Annotated in this window: 20 protein-coding genes and 2 pseudogenes; 10 read left to right on the forward strand and 12 right to left on the reverse strand. The window is 58.3% G+C overall.

Annotation, left to right across the window (positions count from 1 at the left end):
- The first annotated feature begins 144 nt into the window (after positions 1–144).
- Both rph and ACEN8R_RS24960 read left to right on the forward strand, forming a co-directional pair.
- Positions 145–867, forward strand: coding sequence for a ribonuclease PH (rph, locus tag ACEN8R_RS24955; RefSeq protein ID WP_007934600.1), 723 nt, complete (start codon positions 145–147; stop codon positions 865–867).
- 30 nt (positions 868–897) lie between these two features.
- Positions 898–1,266, forward strand: a complete 369-nt coding sequence (locus ACEN8R_RS24960) for a DUF4870 domain-containing protein (protein WP_018927483.1) — start codon at positions 898–900, stop codon at positions 1,264–1,266.
- A gap of 72 nt (positions 1,267–1,338) precedes the next feature.
- On the opposite strand, the gene crc is transcribed toward ACEN8R_RS24960, so the two are convergent.
- Positions 1,339–2,118, reverse strand: coding sequence for a catabolite repression control protein Crc (gene crc / locus ACEN8R_RS24965; RefSeq protein WP_007934608.1), 780 nt, complete (start codon positions 2,116–2,118; stop codon positions 1,339–1,341).
- A gap of 82 nt (positions 2,119–2,200) precedes the next feature.
- On the opposite strand from crc, the gene pyrE reads away from it, so the two are divergent.
- Positions 2,201–2,845 carry an orotate phosphoribosyltransferase gene (gene pyrE, locus ACEN8R_RS24970; protein WP_018927484.1) on the forward strand — a complete coding sequence of 215 codons (645 nt, stop codon included), beginning with the start codon at positions 2,201–2,203 and terminating at the stop codon, positions 2,843–2,845.
- 91 nt (positions 2,846–2,936) lie between these two features.
- On the opposite strand, the gene ACEN8R_RS24975 is transcribed toward pyrE, so the two are convergent.
- The 5 genes and pseudogenes from ACEN8R_RS24975 to coaBC all read right to left on the reverse strand — a co-directional run bounded on the left by ACEN8R_RS24975 (position 2,937) and on the right by coaBC (position 7,713).
- Positions 2,937–3,197: a zinc ribbon-containing protein gene (locus tag ACEN8R_RS24975; RefSeq protein WP_018927485.1), complete on the reverse strand. Its 261-nt coding sequence runs from the start codon at positions 3,195–3,197 to the stop codon at positions 2,937–2,939.
- Positions 3,198–3,393: 196 nt separating this feature from the next.
- The gene (argB, locus tag ACEN8R_RS24980) at positions 3,394–4,299 is read right to left on the reverse strand and encodes an acetylglutamate kinase (RefSeq protein ID WP_018927486.1); all 906 of its coding nucleotides are present in this window, start codon (positions 4,297–4,299) and stop codon (positions 3,394–3,396) included.
- A gap of 25 nt (positions 4,300–4,324) precedes the next feature.
- Positions 4,325–5,701: pseudogene (locus ACEN8R_RS24985) on the reverse strand (phosphomannomutase/phosphoglucomutase); the annotation flags it as partial.
- Positions 5,702–6,043: 342 nt separating this feature from the next.
- Positions 6,044–6,499 carry a dUTP diphosphatase gene (gene dut / locus ACEN8R_RS24990; protein ID WP_018927488.1) on the reverse strand — a complete coding sequence of 152 codons (456 nt, stop codon included), beginning with the start codon at positions 6,497–6,499 and terminating at the stop codon, positions 6,044–6,046.
- 5 nt (positions 6,500–6,504) lie between these two features.
- On the reverse strand, positions 6,505–7,713 hold the full coding sequence (gene coaBC, locus ACEN8R_RS24995; RefSeq protein ID WP_018927489.1) for a bifunctional phosphopantothenoylcysteine decarboxylase/phosphopantothenate--cysteine ligase CoaBC: 1,209 nt from the start codon (positions 7,711–7,713) through the stop codon (positions 6,505–6,507).
- A 135-nt stretch (positions 7,714–7,848) separates the two neighbouring features.
- On the opposite strand from coaBC, the gene radC reads away from it, so the two are divergent.
- Complete coding sequence (radC, locus tag ACEN8R_RS25000; RefSeq protein ID WP_086944350.1) at positions 7,849–8,523, forward strand: RadC family protein; 675 nt, start codon at positions 7,849–7,851, stop codon at positions 8,521–8,523.
- Positions 8,524–8,611: 88 nt separating this feature from the next.
- Here radC and ACEN8R_RS25005 read toward each other — a convergent pair whose 3' ends face one another.
- Positions 8,612–10,090 carry a TIR domain-containing anti-phage reverse transcriptase gene (locus tag ACEN8R_RS25005; RefSeq protein WP_495624415.1) on the reverse strand — a complete coding sequence of 493 codons (1,479 nt, stop codon included), beginning with the start codon at positions 10,088–10,090 and terminating at the stop codon, positions 8,612–8,614.
- Between the two features lie 292 nt (positions 10,091–10,382).
- On the opposite strand from ACEN8R_RS25005, the pseudogene ACEN8R_RS25010 reads away from it, so the two are divergent.
- A pseudogene (locus ACEN8R_RS25010) lies at positions 10,383–10,493 on the forward strand (JAB domain-containing protein); the annotation flags it as partial.
- Positions 10,494–10,676: 183 nt separating this feature from the next.
- Here ACEN8R_RS25010 and ACEN8R_RS25015 read toward each other — a convergent pair.
- Positions 10,677–12,263, reverse strand: a complete 1,587-nt coding sequence (locus tag ACEN8R_RS25015) for an ABC transporter substrate-binding protein (protein ID WP_018927491.1) — start codon at positions 12,261–12,263, stop codon at positions 10,677–10,679.
- Between the two features lie 447 nt (positions 12,264–12,710).
- Here ACEN8R_RS25015 and rpmB point away from each other — a divergent pair, with 447 nt between their 5' ends.
- Both rpmB and rpmG read left to right on the forward strand, forming a co-directional pair.
- On the forward strand, positions 12,711–12,944 hold the full coding sequence (gene rpmB / locus ACEN8R_RS25020; RefSeq protein WP_018927492.1) for a 50S ribosomal protein L28: 234 nt from the start codon (positions 12,711–12,713) through the stop codon (positions 12,942–12,944).
- Between the two features lie 11 nt (positions 12,945–12,955).
- The gene (gene rpmG / locus ACEN8R_RS25025; RefSeq protein ID WP_003177274.1) at positions 12,956–13,111 is read left to right on the forward strand and encodes a 50S ribosomal protein L33; all 156 of its coding nucleotides are present in this window, start codon (positions 12,956–12,958) and stop codon (positions 13,109–13,111) included.
- Positions 13,112–13,195: 84 nt separating this feature from the next.
- Here the strand turns inward: rpmG and ACEN8R_RS25030 are convergent, their stop codons facing one another.
- Positions 13,196–13,558: a cupin domain-containing protein gene (locus ACEN8R_RS25030; protein ID WP_018927493.1), complete on the reverse strand. Its 363-nt coding sequence runs from the start codon at positions 13,556–13,558 to the stop codon at positions 13,196–13,198.
- A gap of 236 nt (positions 13,559–13,794) precedes the next feature.
- Between ACEN8R_RS25030 and ACEN8R_RS25035 the strand changes: the two genes are divergently transcribed.
- Both ACEN8R_RS25035 and ACEN8R_RS25040 read left to right on the forward strand, forming a co-directional pair.
- On the forward strand, positions 13,795–15,288 hold the full coding sequence (locus tag ACEN8R_RS25035) for an aldehyde dehydrogenase (protein WP_018927494.1): 1,494 nt from the start codon (positions 13,795–13,797) through the stop codon (positions 15,286–15,288).
- A gap of 189 nt (positions 15,289–15,477) precedes the next feature.
- Entirely contained in the window at positions 15,478–16,623 is a 1,146-nt protein-coding gene (locus tag ACEN8R_RS25040; protein ID WP_019650101.1) for an MFS transporter, read from the forward strand.
- 167 nt (positions 16,624–16,790) lie between these two features.
- On the opposite strand, the gene ACEN8R_RS25045 is transcribed toward ACEN8R_RS25040, so the two are convergent.
- Both ACEN8R_RS25045 and ACEN8R_RS25050 read right to left on the reverse strand, forming a co-directional pair.
- Positions 16,791–18,362 carry a phospholipase D family protein gene (locus tag ACEN8R_RS25045; RefSeq protein WP_018927496.1) on the reverse strand — a complete coding sequence of 524 codons (1,572 nt, stop codon included), beginning with the start codon at positions 18,360–18,362 and terminating at the stop codon, positions 16,791–16,793.
- A 56-nt stretch (positions 18,363–18,418) separates the two neighbouring features.
- Positions 18,419–19,840: an aminotransferase-like domain-containing protein gene (locus ACEN8R_RS25050; protein ID WP_018927497.1), complete on the reverse strand. Its 1,422-nt coding sequence runs from the start codon at positions 19,838–19,840 to the stop codon at positions 18,419–18,421.
- A 179-nt stretch (positions 19,841–20,019) separates the two neighbouring features.
- Between ACEN8R_RS25050 and ACEN8R_RS25055 the strand changes: the two genes are divergently transcribed.
- Entirely contained in the window at positions 20,020–20,265 is a 246-nt protein-coding gene (locus ACEN8R_RS25055; RefSeq protein WP_064621101.1) for a DUF1127 domain-containing protein, read from the forward strand.
- A 51-nt stretch (positions 20,266–20,316) separates the two neighbouring features.
- Here the strand turns inward: ACEN8R_RS25055 and ACEN8R_RS25060 are convergent, their stop codons facing one another.
- The gene (locus ACEN8R_RS25060) at positions 20,317–21,630 is read right to left on the reverse strand and encodes an NAD(P)/FAD-dependent oxidoreductase (RefSeq protein ID WP_258612837.1); all 1,314 of its coding nucleotides are present in this window, start codon (positions 21,628–21,630) and stop codon (positions 20,317–20,319) included.
- Between the last annotated feature and the right edge of the window lie 30 nt (positions 21,631–21,660).

Genomic DNA, 21,660 nt, shown 5'->3' on the forward strand with positions numbered 1-21,660 from the left:
CACGCTGTGACAATGGGCTGCAGGCCGTCGGCTACGCTCTATTCAGAGCCTTCAATCGTCGGGTGATTTTTTTAGAAGTGCCCACTCGCGGCCCACGGCTCTATAATGCTCGGCAGTTTTCCGTCCCCCGTACAGGTAATCCCTATGAAACGTCCAAGTGGTCGCGCTGCCGATCAGCTCCGCTCGATCCGCATTACCCGCAACTACACCAAACACGCCGAGGGATCTGTACTGGTCGAGTTCGGTGATACCAAGGTCATCTGCACCGTCAGCGTCGAGAACGGCGTGCCGCGTTTCCTCAAGGGGCAGGGCCAGGGCTGGTTGACCGCTGAATACGGCATGCTGCCGCGCGCCACTGGCGAGCGTAACCAGCGTGAGGCGAGCCGCGGCAAGCAAGGCGGCCGCACTCTGGAAATCCAGCGGCTGATCGGTCGTTCCCTGCGCGCTGCGCTGGACATGTCCAAGCTGGGCGACGTCACCTTGTACGTCGACTGCGACGTGATCCAGGCTGATGGCGGCACCCGCACCGCGTCCATCACCGGCGCCATGGTTGCACTGGTCGATGCCTTGAAAGTGATCAAGAAGCGCGGCGGCCTCAAAGGTGGCGACCCGCTCAAGCAAATGATCGCTGCCGTTTCGGTAGGCATGTATCAGGGCGAACCTGTGCTTGACCTCGACTACCTGGAAGACTCGGCTGCCGAGACTGACCTCAACGTGGTGATGACCAGCACTGGTGGTTTCATCGAAGTCCAGGGCACTGCCGAAGGCGCACCGTTCCAGCCGGAAGAGCTGAACGCGATGCTGGCACTGGCGAAGAAAGGCATGATCGAGATTTTCGAACTGCAGAAGGCTGCACTGGCTGACTGATTGTTTTGATGTCCGGCAAAGGAGAGCGCCATGAGTGATGAACAGCAGTTGCTTCCCACCCCGAGCTCCGAGGCTCGCCAGTGGGCGATGTTTTGTCACCTCTCGGCGTTTCTCGGTGTCTGGTTTCCGTTCGGTCACCTGATCGGGCCGCTGATACTCTGGCAGTGGAAGCGTGAAGCCGACCCGTTCATCGATGCCCAAGGCAAAGAAGCGCTGAACTTTCAGATTACCGTGGCCCTGGTCTCGGGCATCTGTTACGTGCTGATGCTGGTGTTGATCGGTTTTGCGCTGCTGCCGTTGGTGCTGATCGGGGCGATGGTGCTGTGCATCATTGCCGGGCTCAAGGCCAATGACGGGGTGCCTTACCGCTATCCCTTCACCTGGCGGTTGATCAAATAACAGGCAGTAAAAATCAGCGCGCACAAAAAAGCCGACAGCAATGTCGGCTTTTTTGCATCTGCGAAAAGACGCTTAGATCGTCAGCGTCCAGTCGTAGTCCACGATCAACGGTGCGTGCTGCGAGAACCGTGGCTGACGTGGCAGGCGTGCGCTGCGTACGAAGCGGCGCAGGCCAGGGGTCAGCAACTGGTAGTCGAAACGCCAGCCCAGGTTGAGCATCTCGGCCTGTTCGTTGTCCGGCCACCAGCTGTACTGGTCGCCTTCGCGGCTGACTTCCCGCAGGGCGTCGACATAACCCATGTTGCCGACAATCTCGTCCATCCAGGCACGCTCAGGCGCCAGGAAGCCCGGGGATTGCTGGCTGTCGCGCCAGTTCTTGATATCCAGCTTCTGTTGCGCCACGTACAGCGAGCCACAATAAATGTACTCGCGACGTTTGCGTCGCTGTTTATCCAGATAACGGGCGAAGTCGTCCATTAGCTTGAACTTCTGGTTCAAGTCTTCATCGCCATTCTGCCCCGAAGGGAGCAGCAAGGTCGCGATGCTGACCTTGTCGAAATCGGCTTGCAGGTAGCGCCCGTAGCGGTCGGCCGTCTCGAAGCCGAGACCGCTGATGACAGCCTTCGGTTGCAACCGCGAGTACAAAGCCACGCCACCTTGGGCGGGAACTTCGGCTTCGCAGGCATAAAGGAAGTAGCCATCCAGTTGGAAGGCTGGATCGTCCAGTTCAAAGGCGGAGGCGCGGGTGTCCTGCAGGCAGATGACGTCGGCATTCTGTGCTTGCAGCCAACTGAGCAAACCACGCTCGACTGCAGCCTGAATACCATTGACGTTCACACTGATGATCCGCATAAGTGGCCCCAAAAATCGCGTGCGGGTATGATACACGGCGTCTACCTAATTAGCTAAATCCGTGGTATTTGGGGTTTTTTTCATGCAAGCGTATCAACGCGATTTCATTCGTTTTGCCATCGATCGCGGCGTTTTGCGCTTCGGTGAGTTCACCCTGAAGTCCGGGCGCACCAGTCCATACTTCTTCAATGCCGGCCTGTTCAACTCAGGGAAGGCCCTGGCACAGCTGGGCCGTTTCTATGCGGCAGCCATCGTCGAGAGCGGTATTTCCTTCGACGTACTGTTCGGCCCGGCCTACAAAGGCATCCCGTTGGCGGCAGCCACCGCCGTGGCACTGGCCGAACATCACGACCGTGACCTGCCATGGTGCTTCAATCGCAAGGAAGCCAAGGCCCACGGCGAAGGTGGCAGCCTGGTTGGCGCGCCATTGACTGGCGACGTGCTGATCATCGACGACGTGATCACCGCGGGCACCGCCATCCGCGAAGTGATGCAGATCATCGCTTCCCAGGACGGCGCCAAAGCTGCCGGTGTGCTGATCGCCCTGAACCGTCAGGAGCGTGGCAATGGTGAGTTGTCGGCCATCCAGGAAGTGGAACGTGACTTCGGCATTCCGGTGATCAGCATCGTTTCGCTGAACCAGGTGCTGGAGTTCCTGGCTGACGATCCGCAGCTCAAGCAACATTTGCCTGCGGTTGAAGCCTACCGCGCCCAGTTCGGCGTGTAATCACGCTCCCACAGGGATTGCAGACAGCAAAAGACCCCGCTCAGCATGTTGAGCGGGGTCTTTTGTTTATGTATGGCCCAGTCCCCCAGCATTATTTTTTGCTGGTGCTGCTGAATGTCTCGGCTTTTTTGATCCCGCTGGGTTCATTGGTTTTCTCCGGGTACGGATCAGCCACAGCATCGCCCTGGCCAGTCAGAATTCTCCAGCCATGACGGGTGTGTGCGGTCTTGCGGAGTTGCGGGCAGGGCGGCATCGATGTTTTGCCCTGATTCGAGTATTCGTGACCGCAATCGACACAGGCATAGGTGCCAGGTGAAACATCGCTGCCGTAAGGGACGTAGTCTTTTTGCATGGGTAGACCTCCTGTGGATTCAGAGAAGATCCTATGCAGATTGCTTCCTTCGTGAAGTCGGACGTTTCGCCCAATCAGGTCAGGCATTTCCGGCGCGCATAAAAAAGATCGCAGACTTCGTCAGCTCCTACAGGTTTTTCGTACATCCGAAATCCGTAGGTGCTGCCGAAGGCTGCGATCTTTTTAAGGTTTTGAATCAGGGACGCTTGCGATTGCTGATCAGCGTACCCACACCGGTGTCGGTGAAGATTTCCAGCAGAATTGCATTTGGCACCCGACCATCAATGATCAGCGAGCTGCCCACGCCACCCTGTACCGCTTCCAGCGCGCAACGGATCTTCGGCAGCATGCCGCCGTAGATGGTGCCGTCGGCGATCAGGTCGTCGACTTGCTGGGTGCTCAGGCCGGTCAGGACCTTGCCGCTCTTGTCCATCAGGCCGGCAATGTTGGTCAGCAGCATCAGCTTCTCAGCTTTCAGAGCCTCGGCCACTTTACCGGCCACCAGATCGGCGTTGATGTTGTACGACTCGCCGTTGGCACCGACGCCGATCGGCGCGATCACCGGAATGAAATCGCCTTTGACCAGCAGGTTCAGCAGGTCGGTGTTGATCCCGACCACTTCGCCGACGTGGCCGATGTCGATGATTTCCGGCTGGGTCATCTCAGGGGTCTGGCGGGTGACGGTGAGCTTCTTCGCGCGAATCAGCTCGGCGTCTTTACCGGTCAGGCCGATGGCGCTGCCGCCGTGACGGTTGATCAGGTTGACGATGTCCTTGTTGACCTGGCCGCCGAGGACCATTTCCACCACGTCCATGGTCGCGGCGTCGGTGACGCGCATGCCATCGACAAAGTGGCTCTCGATCGACAGTCGCTTGAGCAGGTCGCCGATTTGCGGGCCGCCGCCGTGAACCACCACCGGGTTGATGCCGACGGCTTTCATCAGCACGATGTCGCGGGCGAAGCCGGTTTTCAGCTCCTCGCTTTCCATCGCGTTGCCGCCGTATTTGATCACCAGCGTCTTGCCGACATAGCGGCGAATGTAAGGCAGCGCTTCGGACAGGACCTTGGCGGTGTTGGCGGCGGCTTCGCGTTCGAGGGTCATTCAGGGCTCCGGGTGCTTCAATAGATCAAAACGGTAGTTGGAGATCAGGTGCAACGCGCTTCAGCTGGACGTGGAATACATCCTTGATGCGCTGCAATTCAGCCTCGTCATCGGCCTCGAAGCGCAGCACCAGCACCGGTGTGGTGTTGGAGGCGCGAACCAGGCCCCAGCCTTTGGCATAGTCGACTCGCACGCCGTCAATGGTGGTCAGGTCGGCGCCTTCACCCCACTGTGCGTCGTGCAGTGCATCAATGATGCTGAATTTGCTCTCTTCGGTCACATGGATATTGATTTCCGGCGTAGAAATATCGTTCGGGAAGGTCGCGAACAACTCTTCCGCGGTGGATTTCTCTTTGCTGAGGATCTCCAGCAGCCGCGCGGCGCTGTAAATGCCGTCGTCGAAACCGAACCAGCGCTCCTTGAAGAAGATATGCCCGCTCATTTCGCCGGCCAACAGGGCGCCGGATTGTTTCATTTTCTTTTTGATCAGCGAGTGACCTGTTTTCCACATCAGTGGGCGACCGCCATATTCTTTGATCAGTGGGATCAGGCGACGGGTGCATTTGACGTCGAAGATGATTTCCGCGTCGGGGTTGCGTGCTACCACATCCTTGGCGAACAGCATCAGCAGGCGGTCCGGGAACACGACGCTGCCGGTGTTGGTGACCACGCCTACGCGGTCGCCATCGCCGTCGAAGGCCAGGCCCAGGTCGGCGTTGGTTTCCTTGACCTTGGCGATCAGGTCTACCAGGTTTTCCAGCTTGCCCGGGTCCGGGTGATGGTTCGGGAAGTTGCCATCGACATCGCAGAACAGCGGGATGACTTCGCAGTTCAGGGCTTCGATCAGTTGCGGGGCAATCACGCCGGCCGCGCCGTTGCCGCAATCGACCACCACTTTCAGGCGGCGGGCGAGTTTGATGTCCTGGACGATTTCGGTGTTGTAGCGGTCGAGGATCTCGACCTTGGTGATGCTGCCCTTGCCGCTGCTCAGGTTGTTGGTCTTGAGACGGTCGTGCAGGGCCTGGATCTGTTCGTTGGCCAGGGTATCGCCAGCAATGACGATCTTGAAGCCGTTGTAGTTCGACGGGTTGTGGCTGCCGGTGAGCATCACCCCGGATTTGCCGGCCAGTACGTTGGCGGCGTAGTACAGCGCTGGCGTTGGCACCAGGCCGACGTCGCTGACGTGGCAACCGCTGTCGGCCAGGCCCTGAATCAGTTGTTCCACCAGTTCCGGGCCGGACAGGCGACCGTCGCGGCCGACGGACACATTGGGTTCGCCCTGGGCCAGGCTCTGGGAGCCGATGGCGCGACCGAGCCAATAAGCGGTTTCAGCGTTCAAGAATTCCGGGACGGTGCCGCGAATGTCGTAGGCGCGGAAGATGCTGTCGGGGAACTTGGGTGCGACTTGGGCTGGGGTGCTCATCTGTAGGAATGCTCCATCTCGAAAGTGGCTGGACCTGCCGGCGAAGAACTCGTCGGCTGGCTCGGACTGAAGGGTATGACGGCGTTTTCCGCAGAGAGTTCGTGGTGCGAAAAGGCCATGCCACCAATGTCGACGAGTATTGGGTCGATCAATGCCTTGATTTTCAGTGGTAAACCTTCCAGATGACGTCTGTGTGATTTGTGGCGAGGGAACTTGCTCCCGCTTGAGTGCGCGGCACTCACAAAGTCGGCAATTGTTGCCAGAATCATGGGGCCGCTACGCTTTCCAGCGCGAGCAAGCTCACTCGCCACAGGGGGCATATCAGTGGCTGCCGGAATGTCCGAAGCCGCCGGTGCCGCGCTGGGTTTCGACAAACTCTTCGACCATTTCGAAGTGCGCTTGAACCACTGGTACCAGAACAAGTTGTGCGAGGCGTTCGCCAACGACCATGTTGAAATCGGTCTGGCCACGGTTCCAGCACGAGACCATCAGCGGGCCCTGGTAATCGGAGTCGATCAGGCCGACCAGGTTGCCCAGCACGATGCCGTGCTTATGGCCCAGGCCGGAGCGCGGCAGAATCAAGGCCGCCAGGCCCGGATCGCCGATATACACCGACAGGCCGGTAGGGATCAGCAGGGTCTCGCCCGGCTTGATGACAGTGTCTTTTTCCAGCATGGCGCGCAGGTCGAGGCCGGCGGAGCCGGGCGTGGCGTACTGCGGCAGCGGAAATTCGCTGCCGATGCGTGGGTCGAGGATCTTGGCTTGCAAAGCGTGCATGTAAATTAAACCTGGTTCAGACGTTCGGCGATAAAAGTGATCAGCTGGCGGGCAATCTTGCCTTTGCTGGTCTGGGCAAAAATAGTGGCGTGCAGCTCCCGGTCGATCACGCTGCAGGCGTTTTCTTCGCTGTTGAAGCCAATACTCGGGTTGGCGACGTCGTTGGCGACAATCAGATCGAGGTTCTTGTCTTTCAACTTGCGGGCAGCGTAGTCGAGCAGGTGTTCGGTTTCGGCGGCAAAGCCGACACTGAACGGACGGTCGGGACGGGTGGCGATGGTGGCCAGAATGTCTGGGTTGCGCACCATCTGTAGCAACAAGCCGTCGCCGCTTGTAGGGTCTTTCTTGAGTTTCTGTGGGGCCACGACTTCCGGACGGTAGTCCGCGACCGCTGCCGAGGCGATGAACAGGTCGCAAGGAATCGCGGCTTCACAAGCGGCGAGCATGTCCCGGGCGCTGACCACGTCGATGCGGGTGACGCGATCCGGGGTCGGCAGGTGCACGGGGCCGGTGATCAGGGTCACGCGGGCGCCGGCTTCTACCGCGGCTTCGGCCAGGGCAAAGCCCATTTTGCCGGAGCTGTGGTTGGTGATGTAGCGCACCGGGTCGATGTTTTCCTGGGTCGGGCCGGCGGTGATCAGCACGTGTTTGCCGGTCAGCGCCTGGCGCTGGAAGCAGTCTGCCGCGCATTGGGCGAGGTCGGTGGCTTCGAGCATGCGGCCCATGCCGACGTCGCCGCAGGCCTGGCTGCCGGAGGCCGGGCCGAAGATTTTGAAGTCGCGGCTTGCGAGGGTTTGCAGGTTGGCCTGGGTCGCCGGGTCGCGCCACATGGCTTGATTCATCGCCGGCGCCACGGCGACTACTGCGTCGGTGGCCAGCACCAGCGTGGTCAGCAGGTCGTCGGCAATGCCTTGGGCCAGGCGAGCGATCAGGTCCGCAGTGGCGGGGGCGATCAATACCAGGTCGGCCCATTTGGCCAGTTCGATGTGACCCATGGCGGCTTCGGCCGCCGGGTCCAGCAGGTCCAGGTGGACCGGGTGCCCGGACAGGGCCTGCATGGTCAGCGGGGTAATGAATTCGCTGCCGCCACGGGTCATGACCACGCGCACTTCGGCGCCCTGGTCGATCAGGCGGCGAACCAGCTCGGCGCTCTTGTAGGCAGCAATGCCGCCGCCGACGCCCAGAACGATGCGTTTCCGATACAGCCGCTGCATAGGTCTGCCTTTCATTTCGTTGATGACTGCATGGCGATACCCCCTCCCCAGGGGTGAAATCGCCCGCAAAAAAGATGGGCTACGATATCACAGCGACCGCTACGGAACAGCGGCGCCCACTTACATGGAGGTGTTATGAGCATTCGCGATTGGCCAGCGGCGGAGCGACCGCGGGAGAGGTTACTTGAGTTGGGTTCGGCGAGTCTTTCGGACGCCGAGTTGCTAGCGATTTTTTTACGTACCGGTGTATCGGGTAAAAGTGCAGTAGATCTGGCACGACATCTGCTGAGTCAGTTTGGCAGCCTGCGTTCACTGCTCGAAGCCGATCAAACTGCGTTCAGCAGGCAATTGGGGCTCGGGCCGGCGAAATTCGCTCAGTTGCAAGCGGCACAGGAAATGGGCAGGCGGCATTTAGCCGAACGTGCGCGCCAGAAATCGGCACTGGAAAATCCGCAGGCGGTTCGTGATTACCTGAAGTCGATGCTGCGCCATGAGCCTCACGAGGTATTCGGCTGTCTGTTTCTGGATTCAAAACATCAAGTGCTGACCTTTGAAGTGCTGTTTCGCGGCTCCATCGACAGTACCAGTGTCTATCCAAGACAAGTGGTTAAACGCGCTTTGGCCCACAACGCCGCAGCGTTGATCCTCTGCCACAACCATCCGTCGGGTAACTCCAATCCCAGTCAAGCCGACCGGATGCTGACCAAGCGCCTGCAAGAAGCGCTGGACCTGATCGATGTGCGGGTGCTCGACCATTTCATCGTCGGTGATGGCGATCCGTTGTCCATGGCCGAGTACGGGTGGATGTAGAGACAAGTCCGAAGCTGCAAGCTCTAACCTTGCAGCTTGAAACCTCGGATTAATGTAATTTAGACAAGGTGGTATTGGTGTCTTTGGTTTAATGGTTATTTGTTTTTCTTATCAATTTCAAGACTTCTGCTGCTATCTCGGCAGCATTGTTGTCCCACTTCTTATAGAGTTTGTCGCTTAGTAGGAAGTTTTCGCTAAGAATGTCTTCCGCATTTCCGCTTACTAGGGGTAGTAATTTATTTGTGCCGTTTGTTATTTCGCTGTTTAGGACTGCATTGATTTCTTTTTGAGGCCACTTTTTTCCTACCGAATTGTCAGACATGATGGCAATAACATATTTAGATTTGTGAAGTGCCTTGTTGATGATGTCAATAAGCGATTCACCCCATCCAATCTCCTCTGAGTCCAAAAAGACACTTAGCCCAAATTTTTGGAGTTCTTCGTAGAGTGGCCGAACAATGGCTTCCTTGTCTTCTGAAGCGTGGCACAGGAATACGTCATACATTTTGTGCTCTCCTTTAATTTTTTGCACGAATTTAGGTGGTTGATTGTCGTGCTGTGCCATTTTTAGAATTAGATTGATGTAGGTTGGATCATCCTGTCCTTTGACCATTGCCATGAACGAAAGGCGACCGTAAATATTTGCTTTTAGTCTTGCTCCGTCGTCTGAGGCAACAAAGTCTTTTTCGTCTTCGCCCCTGATATCTACGTAATACTTTTTTTCTGCCTGCTGGGGGTTGTCAATCCATTGCTTGATTGCTGATCGCAATTTGTTCTTATATTCAACGGGAATGTTGGTTTTTTTGTTTACGATAAGTCCTGTTACTTCCTGTCGGCTGTATCTTGGTTGTAGCCGGCTTTTATTAGGGTTTACTTCGAATCTTGCCCGTTCAAAAACATTTTTTAGGTCGTCACCTACAATGGTTTTTCCCTCGCTTGTATAGGCTATTTCCTTGGGGAAATTCCTGCGAGCAGAGATTGTCATGTCATCAGCATATCTTGAGTACGTAAGGCGATACTTTTGAACTAGGCGTATCACCTTGTTATCAAGCATGCTTGCTATTATGTTAGCTATGACTGGTGAAGTGGGTGCGCCTTGCGGAAGTCGATTCTCATGCGTGCATATTTGGGCTATGACGGTGGCTACTTCATTTGACATTTCAAAGGGTTTTGCAAGAAAGGCTGCCCTAACACGACCAAAGTTGATTGATCCGAAAAAGTCTTGAATGTCTACGTTCAAAACCCAGTTTGATTTTTTGTGTAAAAGTGCGTTTTTGCAGATGCCTTCTTTCTTTACAAAACCTTTCACGCAAGATTTGAACGAGATTTGTTCCGAGAGGAGATTAGCTAATCGTTTCTGTATGAGGCCCAATCCCTTTTTTGGAGCGTCAATCCGCCTAACTCCACCTCGTTTTTTTGGGATTTCAAAAGAAGTGTACTTGTCTTGAGGAAGTCGTCTGTAGCAAATATATAGAAGCTGTCCTTGCTGGACGTCAAGCAATGAGCAAAGGCTGTCAAGGGAGGACAGTCCGCGGAGAGGGTTCTTGTCTGGCTCGAATAACTTCAAGAATGGCTCCTAGCCCAAGTGTTCGCCTCAAAAGAGATGGGCTCCTCCCTGCCTTTTACCTTACGCCCCATCGCTAACCTCTAGCATAGGCAACCATTCAGCGCTAACGAGAATGGCGTATGTGCGTACATCACAGATTATTGCAGTGGTAACACTGCATAGTTAAAGCTTGAGGGAGGAGCCCCATCCGATTAAGCCCTATTCGATGTGAGGTTGCAATGGGCCACTACTCTAAATGATTGCCCCTTCAGGCTCGTGCAGCGTAGTTTTGTTTCAGGCGTAGAGTTGGCTGCTGACCAAGCGCCTGCAAGAAGCGCTGGACCTGATCGATGTGGGAGTGCTCGACCATTTCATCGTCGGCGATGGCGATCCTTTATCCATGGCCGAGTACGGGTGGATGTAAGAGGGGATTAAGCGAAAACCATGCAGGCGCGGGCCTGTGGCGAGGGAGCTTGTCGGAACGCCGCACCGCCCCGTTTGAGTGCGTAGCACTCACAAAATCTTTGGTGCATCCGAGATTTTGGGGCTGCTTCGCAGCCCAACGGGGGCAAGCCCCCTCGCCACAGGTTTCTTTTGGCGACGCTGACTACTTGAAGTTGACCTTGGAGTAATCCTGCCGGCCAAACGGGCTGACCCGATAACCCTCGACGTCTTTGCGCGTCAGGGCGAAGGCCGTGGGGTGGGCCAGTGGCAGCCACAATGCCTGTTGCTGTATTTGCGCCTGGGCCTGTTCGTAGAGCTTGGTGCGTACACCTTGCTCGCCAGTGGTCTTGCCGGCGCTGATCAGCTTGTCCAGATCCTGGTTGCAGTAACGGGCGAAGTTGGTGCCGGCTTTGATCGCCGCACAGGAAAACTGCGGCGTGAGGAAGTTGTCCGGGTCACCGTTGTCGCCGGCCCAGCCCATGAACAGCAGGTCATGCTCGCCGGCCTTGGCGCGGCGAATCAGTTCGCCCCATTCGATCACGCGGATCTCTGCTTGAATGCCGATTTCCGCCAGGTCGGACTGAAGCAATTGCGCACCGAGGCTCGGGTTGGGGTTCAGCAGGCTGCCGGAAGGACGGGTCCAGATGGTGGTCTGAAAACCGTTCTTGAGCCCGGCCTTGGCCATCAATGCCCGGGCTTTCTCGACATCATGCGGGTAGCCCGGCAAGTTTTTGGCATAGCTCCAGGTGTTGGGTGGGTAGGGCCCATTGGCAGGCTCGGCGGTGTCTTCGAATACGGCCTTGAGGTAGTTGGCCTTGTCGAACGCCAGGTTGATTGCCTGGCGCACTTCCGGCTTGTCCAGCGGCGGATGTTGGCTATTGATGCCGACGAATGCGGTCATGAAGGCGTCAGTCTTTTCCACCTTCAGGGTCGGCTCCTGCTTCGCAGCCTGTACGTCCAGCGGCTTCGGCGACAGGGCGATCTGGCACTCGTTGCGGCGCAATTTCTGCAACCGCACGTTGGCGTCCGGGGTGATCGCGAAGATCAACGGGTCCACCGATGGCTTGCCCTGGAAGTAGTCGCGGTTGGCCTTATAGCGAATCGAGGCATCTTTCTGGAAACGCGTGAAGATGAACGGGCCGCTGCCGATCGGCTGGCTGTTGAGCTTCTCCGGAGTACCGGCCTTCATCAGTTGCTCGGCGTACTCGGCCGAATAGATCGAGGCGAAGCCCATGGTCAGGGTCGGCAGGAACGTCGAGTCCGGGTGATCGAGGGTGAAGCGGATGGTGAGCGGGTCCAGGGCGTCGATCTTTTTGATCAGTGTCGGTAACTGCATCGACTGAGCGTGCGGGAAGCCGCTCTGGGCGATTTTGTGCCACGGGTTTGCCGGATCGAGCATGCGGTCGAAACTGAATTTCACGTCTTCGGCGGTCAAGTCGCGCGTCGGGCTGAAATACTCGGTGCGGTGAAATTTCACCTGCGGATGCAACTTGAAGACGTAGGTCAGGCCGTCGGGCGTGACGTCCCAGCTGTCCGCGAGGCTGGCGACCACTTTGCCGCTGGCCGTGTCGAAGTCCACCAGGCGGTTCATCAGCACGTCGGCCGAGGCGTTGGTGGTGGTCAACGAGTTGTATTGCACCACGTCGAACCCTTCCGGACTGGCCTCGGTGCAGACGCTCAGGGCGGCGGCATGGGCCAGGGGGCTCAGCAGAAGCGGGGCGAGCAACAGTGGTAGGGCAGCGAGGCGCATGGTCGGATTCCTTTACAGATAGAAGGCCCATCTGCAAGTGCAGTCTGGAAAAGGCTTACCCTAGTGGGCTCTTTTGCAAATGACTATCCCCTTTTTCATTTTCAGGGGAGTATGGGCGATTGTTTTCGGTGAGTGACGGTTGAGAAAAACCCTGAATTGTCCCGTTGGCCGATTCTCTGCGACGAGCGGTCGCTATCGGGCTTAGCCTTTGCCCAAGGCGCTCTGCGCCCGAAAAAACGGGTTTTTATCAACTCAATTCACACCGGTTGTTGTTGCTCTCTGGTCTTTCTGGTATAAAGCAGCGCTCTTTTCTAGGGGCCCGGTTCCTTCGTTTGTAGGTGTAGCCGGTAAGACCCTTAAAGAAACGCGGCGCCTGGCGCCAAATGACTGAGAGATTAAGCGGCCAACCCATGCCGGGTTGGGCATGTGGTTTTAGAGGGCTGAGGCATGTCGAGAGTCTGTCAAGTTACCGGTAAGGGTCCGGTGACTGGGAATAACATTTCCCACGCAAACAACAAAACCCGTCGTCGTTTCCTGCCGAACCTGCAGCATCACCGCTTCTGGGTTGAGTCCGAGAAACGTTTTGTGCGTCTGCGCGTATCTGCCAAAGGCATGCGTATCATCGACAAGCGTGGCATTGATGTCGTGCTGGCCGAAATCCGTCGCGATGGCAAGATCTAAGGGAGCTAATCATGCGTGAATTGATTCGTTTGATTTCGAGCGCCGGTACTGGTCACTTCTACACTACCGACAAGAACAAGCGCACTACTCCGGACAAAATCGAGATCAAGAAATATGATCCGGTTGTTCGTAAGCACGTGATCTACAAAGAAGGCAAAATCAAGTAATTGATTTTTCCTCCTTACGAAAAAGGCCCGTATCGCGAGATACGGGCCTTTTTTGTTGCCTGTCGGTTCAAGCGGCACAAACCCTCAAGCCTTCTGTTCAAACACCACATAAATCTTGCGGCACGGCTCCAGCACTTCCCAGGTGCCTTTGAAACCGGCCGGAATCACGAAGCGATCGCCCACGCGCAGGGTCTTGGCGCCGCCGTTGTCATCGCGCAGCACTGACACCCCCTGAACGATTTCGCAGTATTCGTGTTCGGTGTAGTTCACCCGCCACTGACCGACTTCGCCTTCCCAGACACCTGCACTCATCTGGCCGCACGGGCTGTTGTAGTGGTTGTACACCGTTTGTTCGGGGTCGCCCTTGAGGACTTTGGCCGGGTCTGGCCGATAGCGATCGGGCTGGGTGGTGGCCTGACTGAAATCGACGATATCCTGAATGCTCATGTTGGTATTCCCACGTGATTGCGGCGCGACTGACTGGAAAGTTGAAAGTCTATGTTTATTAAAATGAACATCGCAAGGCCATTTAACGGTCCTTTGTCAAATATATTGAAACTTCACCCGTCGCTGGTTTAGGGTAACGATTGCCTTGAGCCGAAAAGCAGGCTGGCCGGGCAGAATTCCTGACAGCACCCGCGAAGAGCGCGGGCGCTCGTATTCAATAAGAGGAGGACACTCGTATGACCACCCTGACTCGTGCCGACTGGGAACAACGGGCTCGCGATCTGAAGATCGAAGGCCGTGCCTACATCAATGGCGAATACACCGATGCAGTCTCCGGTGAAACGTTCGAGTGCATCAGCCCTGTCGATGGCCGTCTGCTGGGCAAGATTGCCAGCTGTGACGCCGCCGACGCCCAGCGCGCCGTGGAAAACGCTCGCGCCACGTTCAATTCCGGCGCCTGGTCGCGCCTGGCGCCGACCAAACGCAAAGCCACCATGATTCGTTTTGCCGGCTTGCTGAAACAGCACGCCGAAGAGCTGGCCCTGCTCGAAACCCTGGACATGGGCAAGCCGATCAGCGATTCCCTGTACATCGACGTTCCTGGCGCGGCGCAAGCCCTGAGCTGGAGTGGTGAGGCCATCGACAAGCTCTACGACGAAGTCGCCGCCACCCCGCACGATCAGCTGGGGCTGGTGACTCGCGAGCCGGTCGGTGTGGTCGGTGCGATCGTGCCGTGGAACTTCCCGTTGATGATGGCCTGCTGGAAACTCGGCCCGGCGCTGTCCACCGGTAACTCAGTGATCCTCAAGCCTTCGGAAAAATCGCCGCTGACTGCTATTCGTATTGCAGCGCTGGCAGTTGAAGCCGGCATCCCGAAAGGTGTGCTGAACGTGCTGCCGGGTTACGGTCATACCGTCGGCAAGGCCCTGGCCTTGCACAATGATGTCGACACCTTGGTGTTCACCGGTTCGACCAAGATCGCCAAGCAACTGCTGATCTACTCCGGCGAATCGAACATGAAGCGTGTCTGGCTCGAAGCCGGTGGCAAGAGCCCGAACATCGTGTTCGCCGATGCGCCGGACCTGCAAGCCGCCGCCGAATCGGCTGCCAGCGCTATTGCCTTCAACCAGGGCGAAGTCTGCACCGCCGGTTCGCGCTTGCTGGTCGAGCGTTCGATCAAAGACAAATTCCTGCCGCTGGTAATCGAAGCCCTCAAGGCCTGGAAGCCAGGCAATCCGCTGGACCCGGCGACCAACGTCGGTGCGCTGGTGGATACCCAGCAGATGAACACCGTGCTGTCCTACATCGAATCCGGTCACTCCGATGGCGCCAAACTGGTGGCTGGTGGCAAGCGTATTCTTCAGGAAACCGGGGGCACCTACGTCGAGCCGACGATTTTCGACGGTGTCAGCAACGCGATGAAAATTGCCCAGGAAGAAATCTTTGGCCCGGTGTTGTCGGTGATCACTTTCGATACCGCCGAAGAAGCCGTTGCGATTGCCAACGACACCCCTTACGGCCTCGCGGCGGCAGTATGGACCACGGACATCTCGAAGGCCCACCTCACCGCCAAGGCATTGCGTGCGGGTAGCGTTTGGGTCAACCAGTACGATGGCGGCGACATGACCGCGCCGTTCGGTGGCTTCAAACAGTCCGGGAACGGTCGCGACAAGTCATTGCACGCGTTCGACAAGTACACCGAGCTGAAGGCGACCTGGATCAAGTTGTAAGCCTGTGTGGAGCCCGATCGAACATCGGGCTCCCGAGCGACACAGATCCCCTGTGGGAGCGGGCTTGCTCGCGAAGGCGCCGTAACAGCCAACGATGATGTTGGATGTGATGGCCTCTTCGCGAGCAAGCCCGCTCCCACATTTACTTTGTGCGGCCAGTAAAAATAACAATCCACAGGAGCGTGGAACATGCGTTGGGCGACTTATTTCGCCGTCTTGGCGTCTGTCTTGAGTGTCGGCCTGGCCCTGGGCGTCAGCATGCCGTTAGTGTCGCTGCGCCTGGAAGGCTGGGGTTACGGCTCGTTCGCGATTGGCGTGATGGCGGCGATGCCGGCCATTGGCGTGTTGCTGGGGGCGAAGATCTCCAGCCATCTCGCGGCCCGTCTTGGCACGGCCAATCTGATGCGCCTGTGCCTGTGGGCCGGGGCGGTGTCCATCGGCTTGCTAGCGCTATGGCCGAGCTACCCGATCTGGCTGGTGCTGCGGTTGATGATCGGGGTGATCCTGACACTCGTATTCATCCTTGGTGAAAGCTGGATCAACCAACTGGTGGTCGAGCAATGGCGCGGCCGATTGGTAGCGCTGTATGGCAGCAGTTATGCGCTGAGTCAGCTGGCCGGGCCGCTACTGTTGGGGGCGTTGGGCACCGAGCACGATTACGGTTTCTGGGTGGGCGTCGGTTTGCTGATGACGTCACCGTTCCTGCTGCTGGGCCGTAGCGGAGCGCCCACCAGTGAGGCCTGCAGCGTGACCCTCAACGATTTGCTGAACTTCTGCCGCGGCCTGCCGGCAATTGCCTGGGCGGTGTCGCTGTTTGCTGCGTTCGAAGCGATGATCCTGACCTTGTTGCCGGTCTACTGCCTGCGTCAGGGCTTCACCACGGAAATCGCCCTGGCGATGGTCAGTACGGTGGTGGTGGGGGATGCCTTGTTGCAGTTGCCGATTGGCGCGCTGGCTGATCGCTTGTCGCGGCGTACATTGTTTACCGGCTGCGCGATGCTCTTGCTGCTGTCGAGCCTGGCGATTCCATTGTTGATCGATACGTTGCTGATCTGGCCGCTGTGGGTGTTGTTTGGCGCCAGCGCCGGCGGTCTGTTCACCTTGTCGCTGATCCTGATCGGTGAGCGTTACCGCGACGATGCGCTGGTGCGGGCCAATGCCCATATCGCGCAGCTGTGGGGGATCGGTTGCCTGATCGGGCCGTTGGCGGCCGGTGCCGGGAGCCAGTGGATCAGCGGGCACGCCTTGCCGTTGCTGATGGCGGCGGGCGCGTTGGGGTTGGTGATTCTGGTATCGCGGCAAGGGGCGTTTGGAGTGGTTGCCGAGCCGGCCTGAGCGCTGCACAAAACCTGTGGCGAGGGAGCTTGCTCCCGCTGGGGCGCGCAGCGGCCCTAAATCATGTGCTGTCGCTTACTCAGGTGGAGCGTGGACGTCGATTTGCGACTGCTGCGCAGCCGAGCGGGAGCAAGCTCCCTCGCCACAATTTATCACCAGACTCCTGACTACAGCATTTTCTCCAGGCCAATCGTACTGCTGAACCACGAATTGAAATGCCGCCACCAGCTCCCCGGTTCCTTGGTCAATGTGTGCTGCTTACCGTCGTCTTCGGTGATCCAGACTATCTGACCCTTTTCCAGTCGCGCGTGATAGCTGAGGGCCGGGGCCATACCCTCCAGCGCCAGTTCGCGCACACGCTCGGCAAGTTCCGGGTTGTCCACCAGCACCCCGACTTCGGTGTTCCAGAGCACCGAGCGCGGGTCGAAATTGAATGAGCCGATGAAGGCTTTTTGTCGGTCGAAGATCATGGCCTTGCTGTGCAGGCTGGAATCGGAGCTTTGGTTGGATGATCCTCTGTGAAACAGGCTCGGTCCGCTGCCGCCGTTGTCCCCGGGCTGGCGGCGTAATTCGAACAGCTGCACGCCATGCTCCAGCAAGGCTTTGCGATAAGGCGCATACCCACCATGCACGGCAGGAACATCGGTGGCTTCCAGTGAGTTGGTCAGCAAACTGACCGACACCCCGGCATCGGCGCGACCGGTCAGGTACACCAGTCCCGGTTGGCCGGGTACGACGTAGGCCGAGATCATGATCAGCTCTTTGCTGACCCCGTTGAGTTCAGGCGCCAACTGGGTGGTCAGCAGCAAGTGCGGATCAGGTTCTCCGTCGGACAACACCTTGCTCGGTGCGTCCCATAGCGCCTTGTTCCAGGCCCAGATCAATTCCTGCCGCCAAACGTCCATGCGTGGATGAGTGGTGTAGGTCATCAACTGCAGATAGAGCGCGTGGTTCTGTTTGCGCGTTTCTTCCAGGGATTCGTCCAGGCGGGTCCGGGTATTTCTCAGGTCCCTGGCGCTCGGCCTGCTTGAGAGAAACTGCTCGATCGGCTTGCTCAGGGCGCTGTTCCAGTATTGGTCGAAGCTGTGTCCCAACTGCTCTGCAACCGGGCCGACACTGAGCATGTCGATGTCGGTGAAATTCAGTTTGGGCTCGGCATCGAAATACTCATCCCCCAGGTTGCGCCCGCCCACGATTGCCACGCTATTGTCCGCCACCCACAGTTTGTTGTGCATGCGGCGATGTTGCTGCGACAGGTTGAACAGCCGGCCCATGGTACGCGTCACGACGGTGCTGCGGCCCAGGTGCAGCGGGTTGAAGACGCGGATCTGAATCTTCGGATGGACAGCGAGGGTTGCGATGATCTGGTCCAGGCCATCGCTGGTGGTGTCGTCGAGCAGAATCCGCACCCGCACGCCTCGGTCGGCGGCTTTGAGCAGCTCGCTGATCAGTATCCGTGTGCTGATGCCGTCATGGACGATGTAATACTGCAAATCGAGGCTGCTTTGGGCATTTCGAATCAGCTCGGCGCGGGCGGTGAAGGCCTCGGTGCTATCGGATAGCAAGCGGAAGCCCGACTGACCCTGGTGGGGAGCGGCCTGGGCCTGGATCGAGCGGCCGAAAGCAGAGTCGGTCGCCGGCAGGGCCTGGCTCGGTTCGCGAGGGACGTGGAGCGTCGTGCAGCCACCCAGGAACGAGGCGAGTAACAGCAGAGCAAGCAGGGGCTGTCTGATTCTCACGGCGCATATTCCGGATGGTGGCGGATAGCATATGGACGCCGTATCCCGAAGAAAGGTCAGTCGGTTTCCGCCAGCAGTTTGATTGCTGTCGCACCGACCTTGCGCACAGCTTCTTCAATCTGCGGGGTCGTTTTGGCAGCGTAGTTCATCCGCAGGCAATTACGGTATTTGCCCGAGGCGGAAAAGATACTGCCCACGGCAATCTGTACGCCCTGATCATGCAGTGCACGATTGAGTTTCAGGGTGTCGAAGCCCTCCGGCAGCTCAACCCACAGCATGAAGCTGCCTTGCGGACGGCTGGCGCGGGTGCCGGCCGGGAAATAACGGGTGACCCAATCGATCATTGCGTCGCGATTGCGCTGGTATTGCATCCGCATCCGCCGCAAATGTGGTTCGAAGTGCCCGGCCTTGAGAAATTCGGCAATCGCAATCTGTGGTTGCGTCGCGGTGGAGCCGGTGCTGATGTACTTCATGTGCAGCACGCGCTCCAGATACCGGCCCGGCGCGACCCAGCCAATGCGCAGGCCCGGTGCCAGGGTCTTGGAAAAGGAACTGCAGAGCAGGACGCGGCCGTCTTCGTCGAAGGATTTGATCGTGCGCGGGCGGGGGTAGGTGTAGGCCAGTTCGCCATACACATCGTCCTCGATAATCGCCACGTCGAAACGCTGTGCGAGGTTCAACAGCGCACGTTTGCGTGACTCCGGCATGATGTAGCCCAGCGGGTTGTTACAGTTGGGGGTCAACTGTATGGCTTTGATCGGCCATTGCTCCAACGCCAGTTCCAACGCTTCGAGGCTGATGCCGGTGAGCGGGTCGGTGGGGATTTCCAGCGCTTTCATGCCCAGGCCCTTGAGGGTCTGCATGGCGCCGTGAAAGCTTGGCGAATCCACTGCGACGATGTCACCCGGTCCGCAGATGGCGCGGATGCTGGTCGACAGCGCTTCGTGGCAACCGGTAGTGATTACCAGATCGTTGGCGCTCAATTGGCAGCCGGAATCGAGCATCAGGCGGGCGATTTGTTCGCGCAGTTCGAGGGTGCCGCAGATGTTGTCGTAATACAGGCCTCGCATGTCCTGCTGGCGGCTGATACGTGCGAGGTTGCGCAGCAGCGGTTTCATGGTCGGCGAGGTGATGTCCGGCATACCGCGGCCCAACTGCACGACATCCTTGCGCGGCACGGCGCGGATCAGTTCCAGCACCTGATCCCACTGTGAAATATCCACCGGTCGTTGGGCTGGGCGGCCGACCACGGGTAGCTCTGGCAGTTCGCGGCTCACCGGTACGAAATAGCCGGATTTGGGTTTGGGCATCGCCAGGCCTACGTCTTCCAGCACTCGATAGGCCTGTTGCACCGTGCTCAGGCTGACCCCGTGCTCGACACTCAGCGCCCGCACCGAGGGTAGCCGGTCACCGGGGCGATAGAAGCCCTGTTCGATACGTGTGCCGAGCAACTCGGCGAGGTTGACGTAAAGGGTCATGGTGCAGTCTCGATGTGGGTGATTCGGTTAACCAATACAGATGGGGCAAAAATAAGCGATTCAGAGGCTGGAACAGAAAAACTGTATGGAATTAATACTGCCCTGTTGAATCTGTAATGCTTTTTGCCGTCCGCGCATCATGAAAGCTCTGGCTACCCAAGTAAACAGGAGCGACGAAAATGAACGGCTTGAGCGATGTGCGGCTGACGTTACACAGTCAGGAACTGGCGGCAGGGCAACAGAACGGCGCGCGCGAGGCAATTATGTGCAACGCACCGTCCTGCCTGGGGCGCTGGGGTCTGTTCTGGCATCGTCTGCACACGCGTAAGGCGTTGTTGGAGCTGACGCCGGAGCAACTCAAGGATGTCGGGTTGAGTCGGGAGCAGGCGCGGGAGGAGGGGCTTAAACCTTTCTGGCATCTGTGAGATGAACCGCGATCCCTTGCAGGTGCAGCCTTCGGCAGCTCCTGCAAGGGTTCAGGTCAGTTCTTTAAGACGATGCCAAAGCATTCCCAACGCCAACAACGGCGAGCGCAAATGTTTGCCGCCTGGAAAGGTAATGTGCGGCACCTTGGCAAACAGATCGAAACCACCACTGTGCTGGCCGCTGATGGCCTCAGCCAACAACTTGCCTGCCAGGTGCGTGGCGTTTACGCCATGACCAGAATAGGCCTGGGCGTAATACACATTCGGTTGCTCCTTGAGCCGGCCGATCTGCGGCAGGCGATTAGCCCCGATGCCGATCATCCCGCCCCACTGATAGTCGATTTTCACCCCGGCCAGTTGCGGGAACACCGCCAGCATCTTCGGACGCATGTATGCGGCGATGTCTTTCGGATCGCGTCCTGAATAATGGCAGGCGCCGCCGAACAGCAGGCGGCGGTCCGCCGAGAGTCGGTAATAATCCAGCGCTACCCGTTGATCGCAGACCGCCATGTTCTGCGGTAGCAGCGCGTGAGCCTGCTCTTCACTCAAGGGTTCGGTGGCGATGATGTAACTGCCGGCGGGCAGCACCTTGCCGCCAAGTTGCGGGTTGAGATCGTTGAGGTAGGCGTTGCAGCCCAGCACCAGGGTCTTGGCGCGGACCGAGCCCCGGGCGGTGTGGACCTTGACCTCGCGGCCATAATCGATGCGGGTTACAGCCGATTGCTCAAACAGTTTGGCGCCCAATTGCCGGGCTGCGGCCGCTTCGCCCAGTGCCAGGTTCAGTGGGTGCAGATGCCCGGAGCCCATGTCGATCAAACCACCGACATAGCGATCGGAACCCACCACGCTGTGCATTTCGTTGGCTTGCAGCAGACGGGTTTCGTAACGGTAACCGAGGCTGCGCAGCTCGCTGGCGTCTTCAGCGAAGCCTTCCAGGTCATGGGCCTTGTTGGCGAGGTCGCAGTAGCCCCAGGTCAGGTCGCAAGCGATCTGAAAGCGCTCGATTCGCTGGCGGACGATTTCCACCGCTTCCAGGCCCATCAGTTTCATCTGACGCACGCCGTCTGCACCGATCACATTGGCGAACTGATCGAGGCCATGGCCGACGCCGCGAATCAATTGCCCGCCATTACGTCCGCTGGCGCCCCAACCGATCTTGTGCGCTTCAAGGAGCACCACGCGCAAGCCTCGTTCAGCCAGTTCCAGCGCGGTGTTCAGCCCCGAGAACCCGCCGCCCACCACGCACACGTCTGCAACCAGCTCACCTGTGAGCGCCGGAAGGTCGGGTTGCGGCAGGCTGCTGGCGGCGTAATAAGAGGCGACGTGCCGGTGGTTAGGGGCAGGTTGCTGAACGGGGGCGTTCATGGACGTTATCCTGATGCGTGTGTTTGAAAA

This window comes from Pseudomonas sp. Pseusp15, from assembly GCF_059492165.1.

Bases quoted from the DNA above. Each gene is read 5' to 3' on its own strand.
- rph (WP_007934600.1), top strand. From the start codon at position 145: ATGAAACGTCCAAGTGGTCGCGCTGCCGATCAGCTCCGCTCGATCCGC.
- ACEN8R_RS24960 (WP_018927483.1), top strand. From the start codon at position 898: ATGAGTGATGAACAGCAGTTGCTTCCCACCCCGAGCTCCGAGGCTCGC.
- crc (WP_007934608.1), bottom strand. From the start codon at position 2,118: ATGCGGATCATCAGTGTGAACGTCAATGGTATTCAGGCTGCAGTCGAG.
- pyrE (WP_018927484.1), top strand. From the start codon at position 2,201: ATGCAAGCGTATCAACGCGATTTCATTCGTTTTGCCATCGATCGCGGC.
- ACEN8R_RS24975 (WP_018927485.1), bottom strand. From the start codon at position 3,197: ATGCAAAAAGACTACGTCCCTTACGGCAGCGATGTTTCACCTGGCACC.
- argB (WP_018927486.1), bottom strand. From the start codon at position 4,299: ATGACCCTCGAACGCGAAGCCGCCGCCAACACCGCCAAGGTCCTGTCC.
- dut (WP_018927488.1), bottom strand. From the start codon at position 6,499: ATGCACGCTTTGCAAGCCAAGATCCTCGACCCACGCATCGGCAGCGAA.
- coaBC (WP_018927489.1), bottom strand. From the start codon at position 7,713: ATGCAGCGGCTGTATCGGAAACGCATCGTTCTGGGCGTCGGCGGCGGC.
- radC (WP_086944350.1), top strand. From the start codon at position 7,849: ATGAGCATTCGCGATTGGCCAGCGGCGGAGCGACCGCGGGAGAGGTTA.
- ACEN8R_RS25015 (WP_018927491.1), bottom strand. From the start codon at position 12,263: ATGCGCCTCGCTGCCCTACCACTGTTGCTCGCCCCGCTTCTGCTGAGC.
- rpmB (WP_018927492.1), top strand. From the start codon at position 12,711: ATGTCGAGAGTCTGTCAAGTTACCGGTAAGGGTCCGGTGACTGGGAAT.
- rpmG (WP_003177274.1), top strand. From the start codon at position 12,956: ATGCGTGAATTGATTCGTTTGATTTCGAGCGCCGGTACTGGTCACTTC.
- ACEN8R_RS25030 (WP_018927493.1), bottom strand. From the start codon at position 13,558: ATGAGCATTCAGGATATCGTCGATTTCAGTCAGGCCACCACCCAGCCC.
- ACEN8R_RS25035 (WP_018927494.1), top strand. From the start codon at position 13,795: ATGACCACCCTGACTCGTGCCGACTGGGAACAACGGGCTCGCGATCTG.
- ACEN8R_RS25040 (WP_019650101.1), top strand. From the start codon at position 15,478: ATGCGTTGGGCGACTTATTTCGCCGTCTTGGCGTCTGTCTTGAGTGTC.
- ACEN8R_RS25050 (WP_018927497.1), bottom strand. From the start codon at position 19,840: ATGACCCTTTACGTCAACCTCGCCGAGTTGCTCGGCACACGTATCGAA.
- ACEN8R_RS25055 (WP_064621101.1), top strand. From the start codon at position 20,020: ATGAACGGCTTGAGCGATGTGCGGCTGACGTTACACAGTCAGGAACTG.
- ACEN8R_RS25060 (WP_258612837.1), bottom strand. From the start codon at position 21,630: ATGAACGCCCCCGTTCAGCAACCTGCCCCTAACCACCGGCACGTCGCC.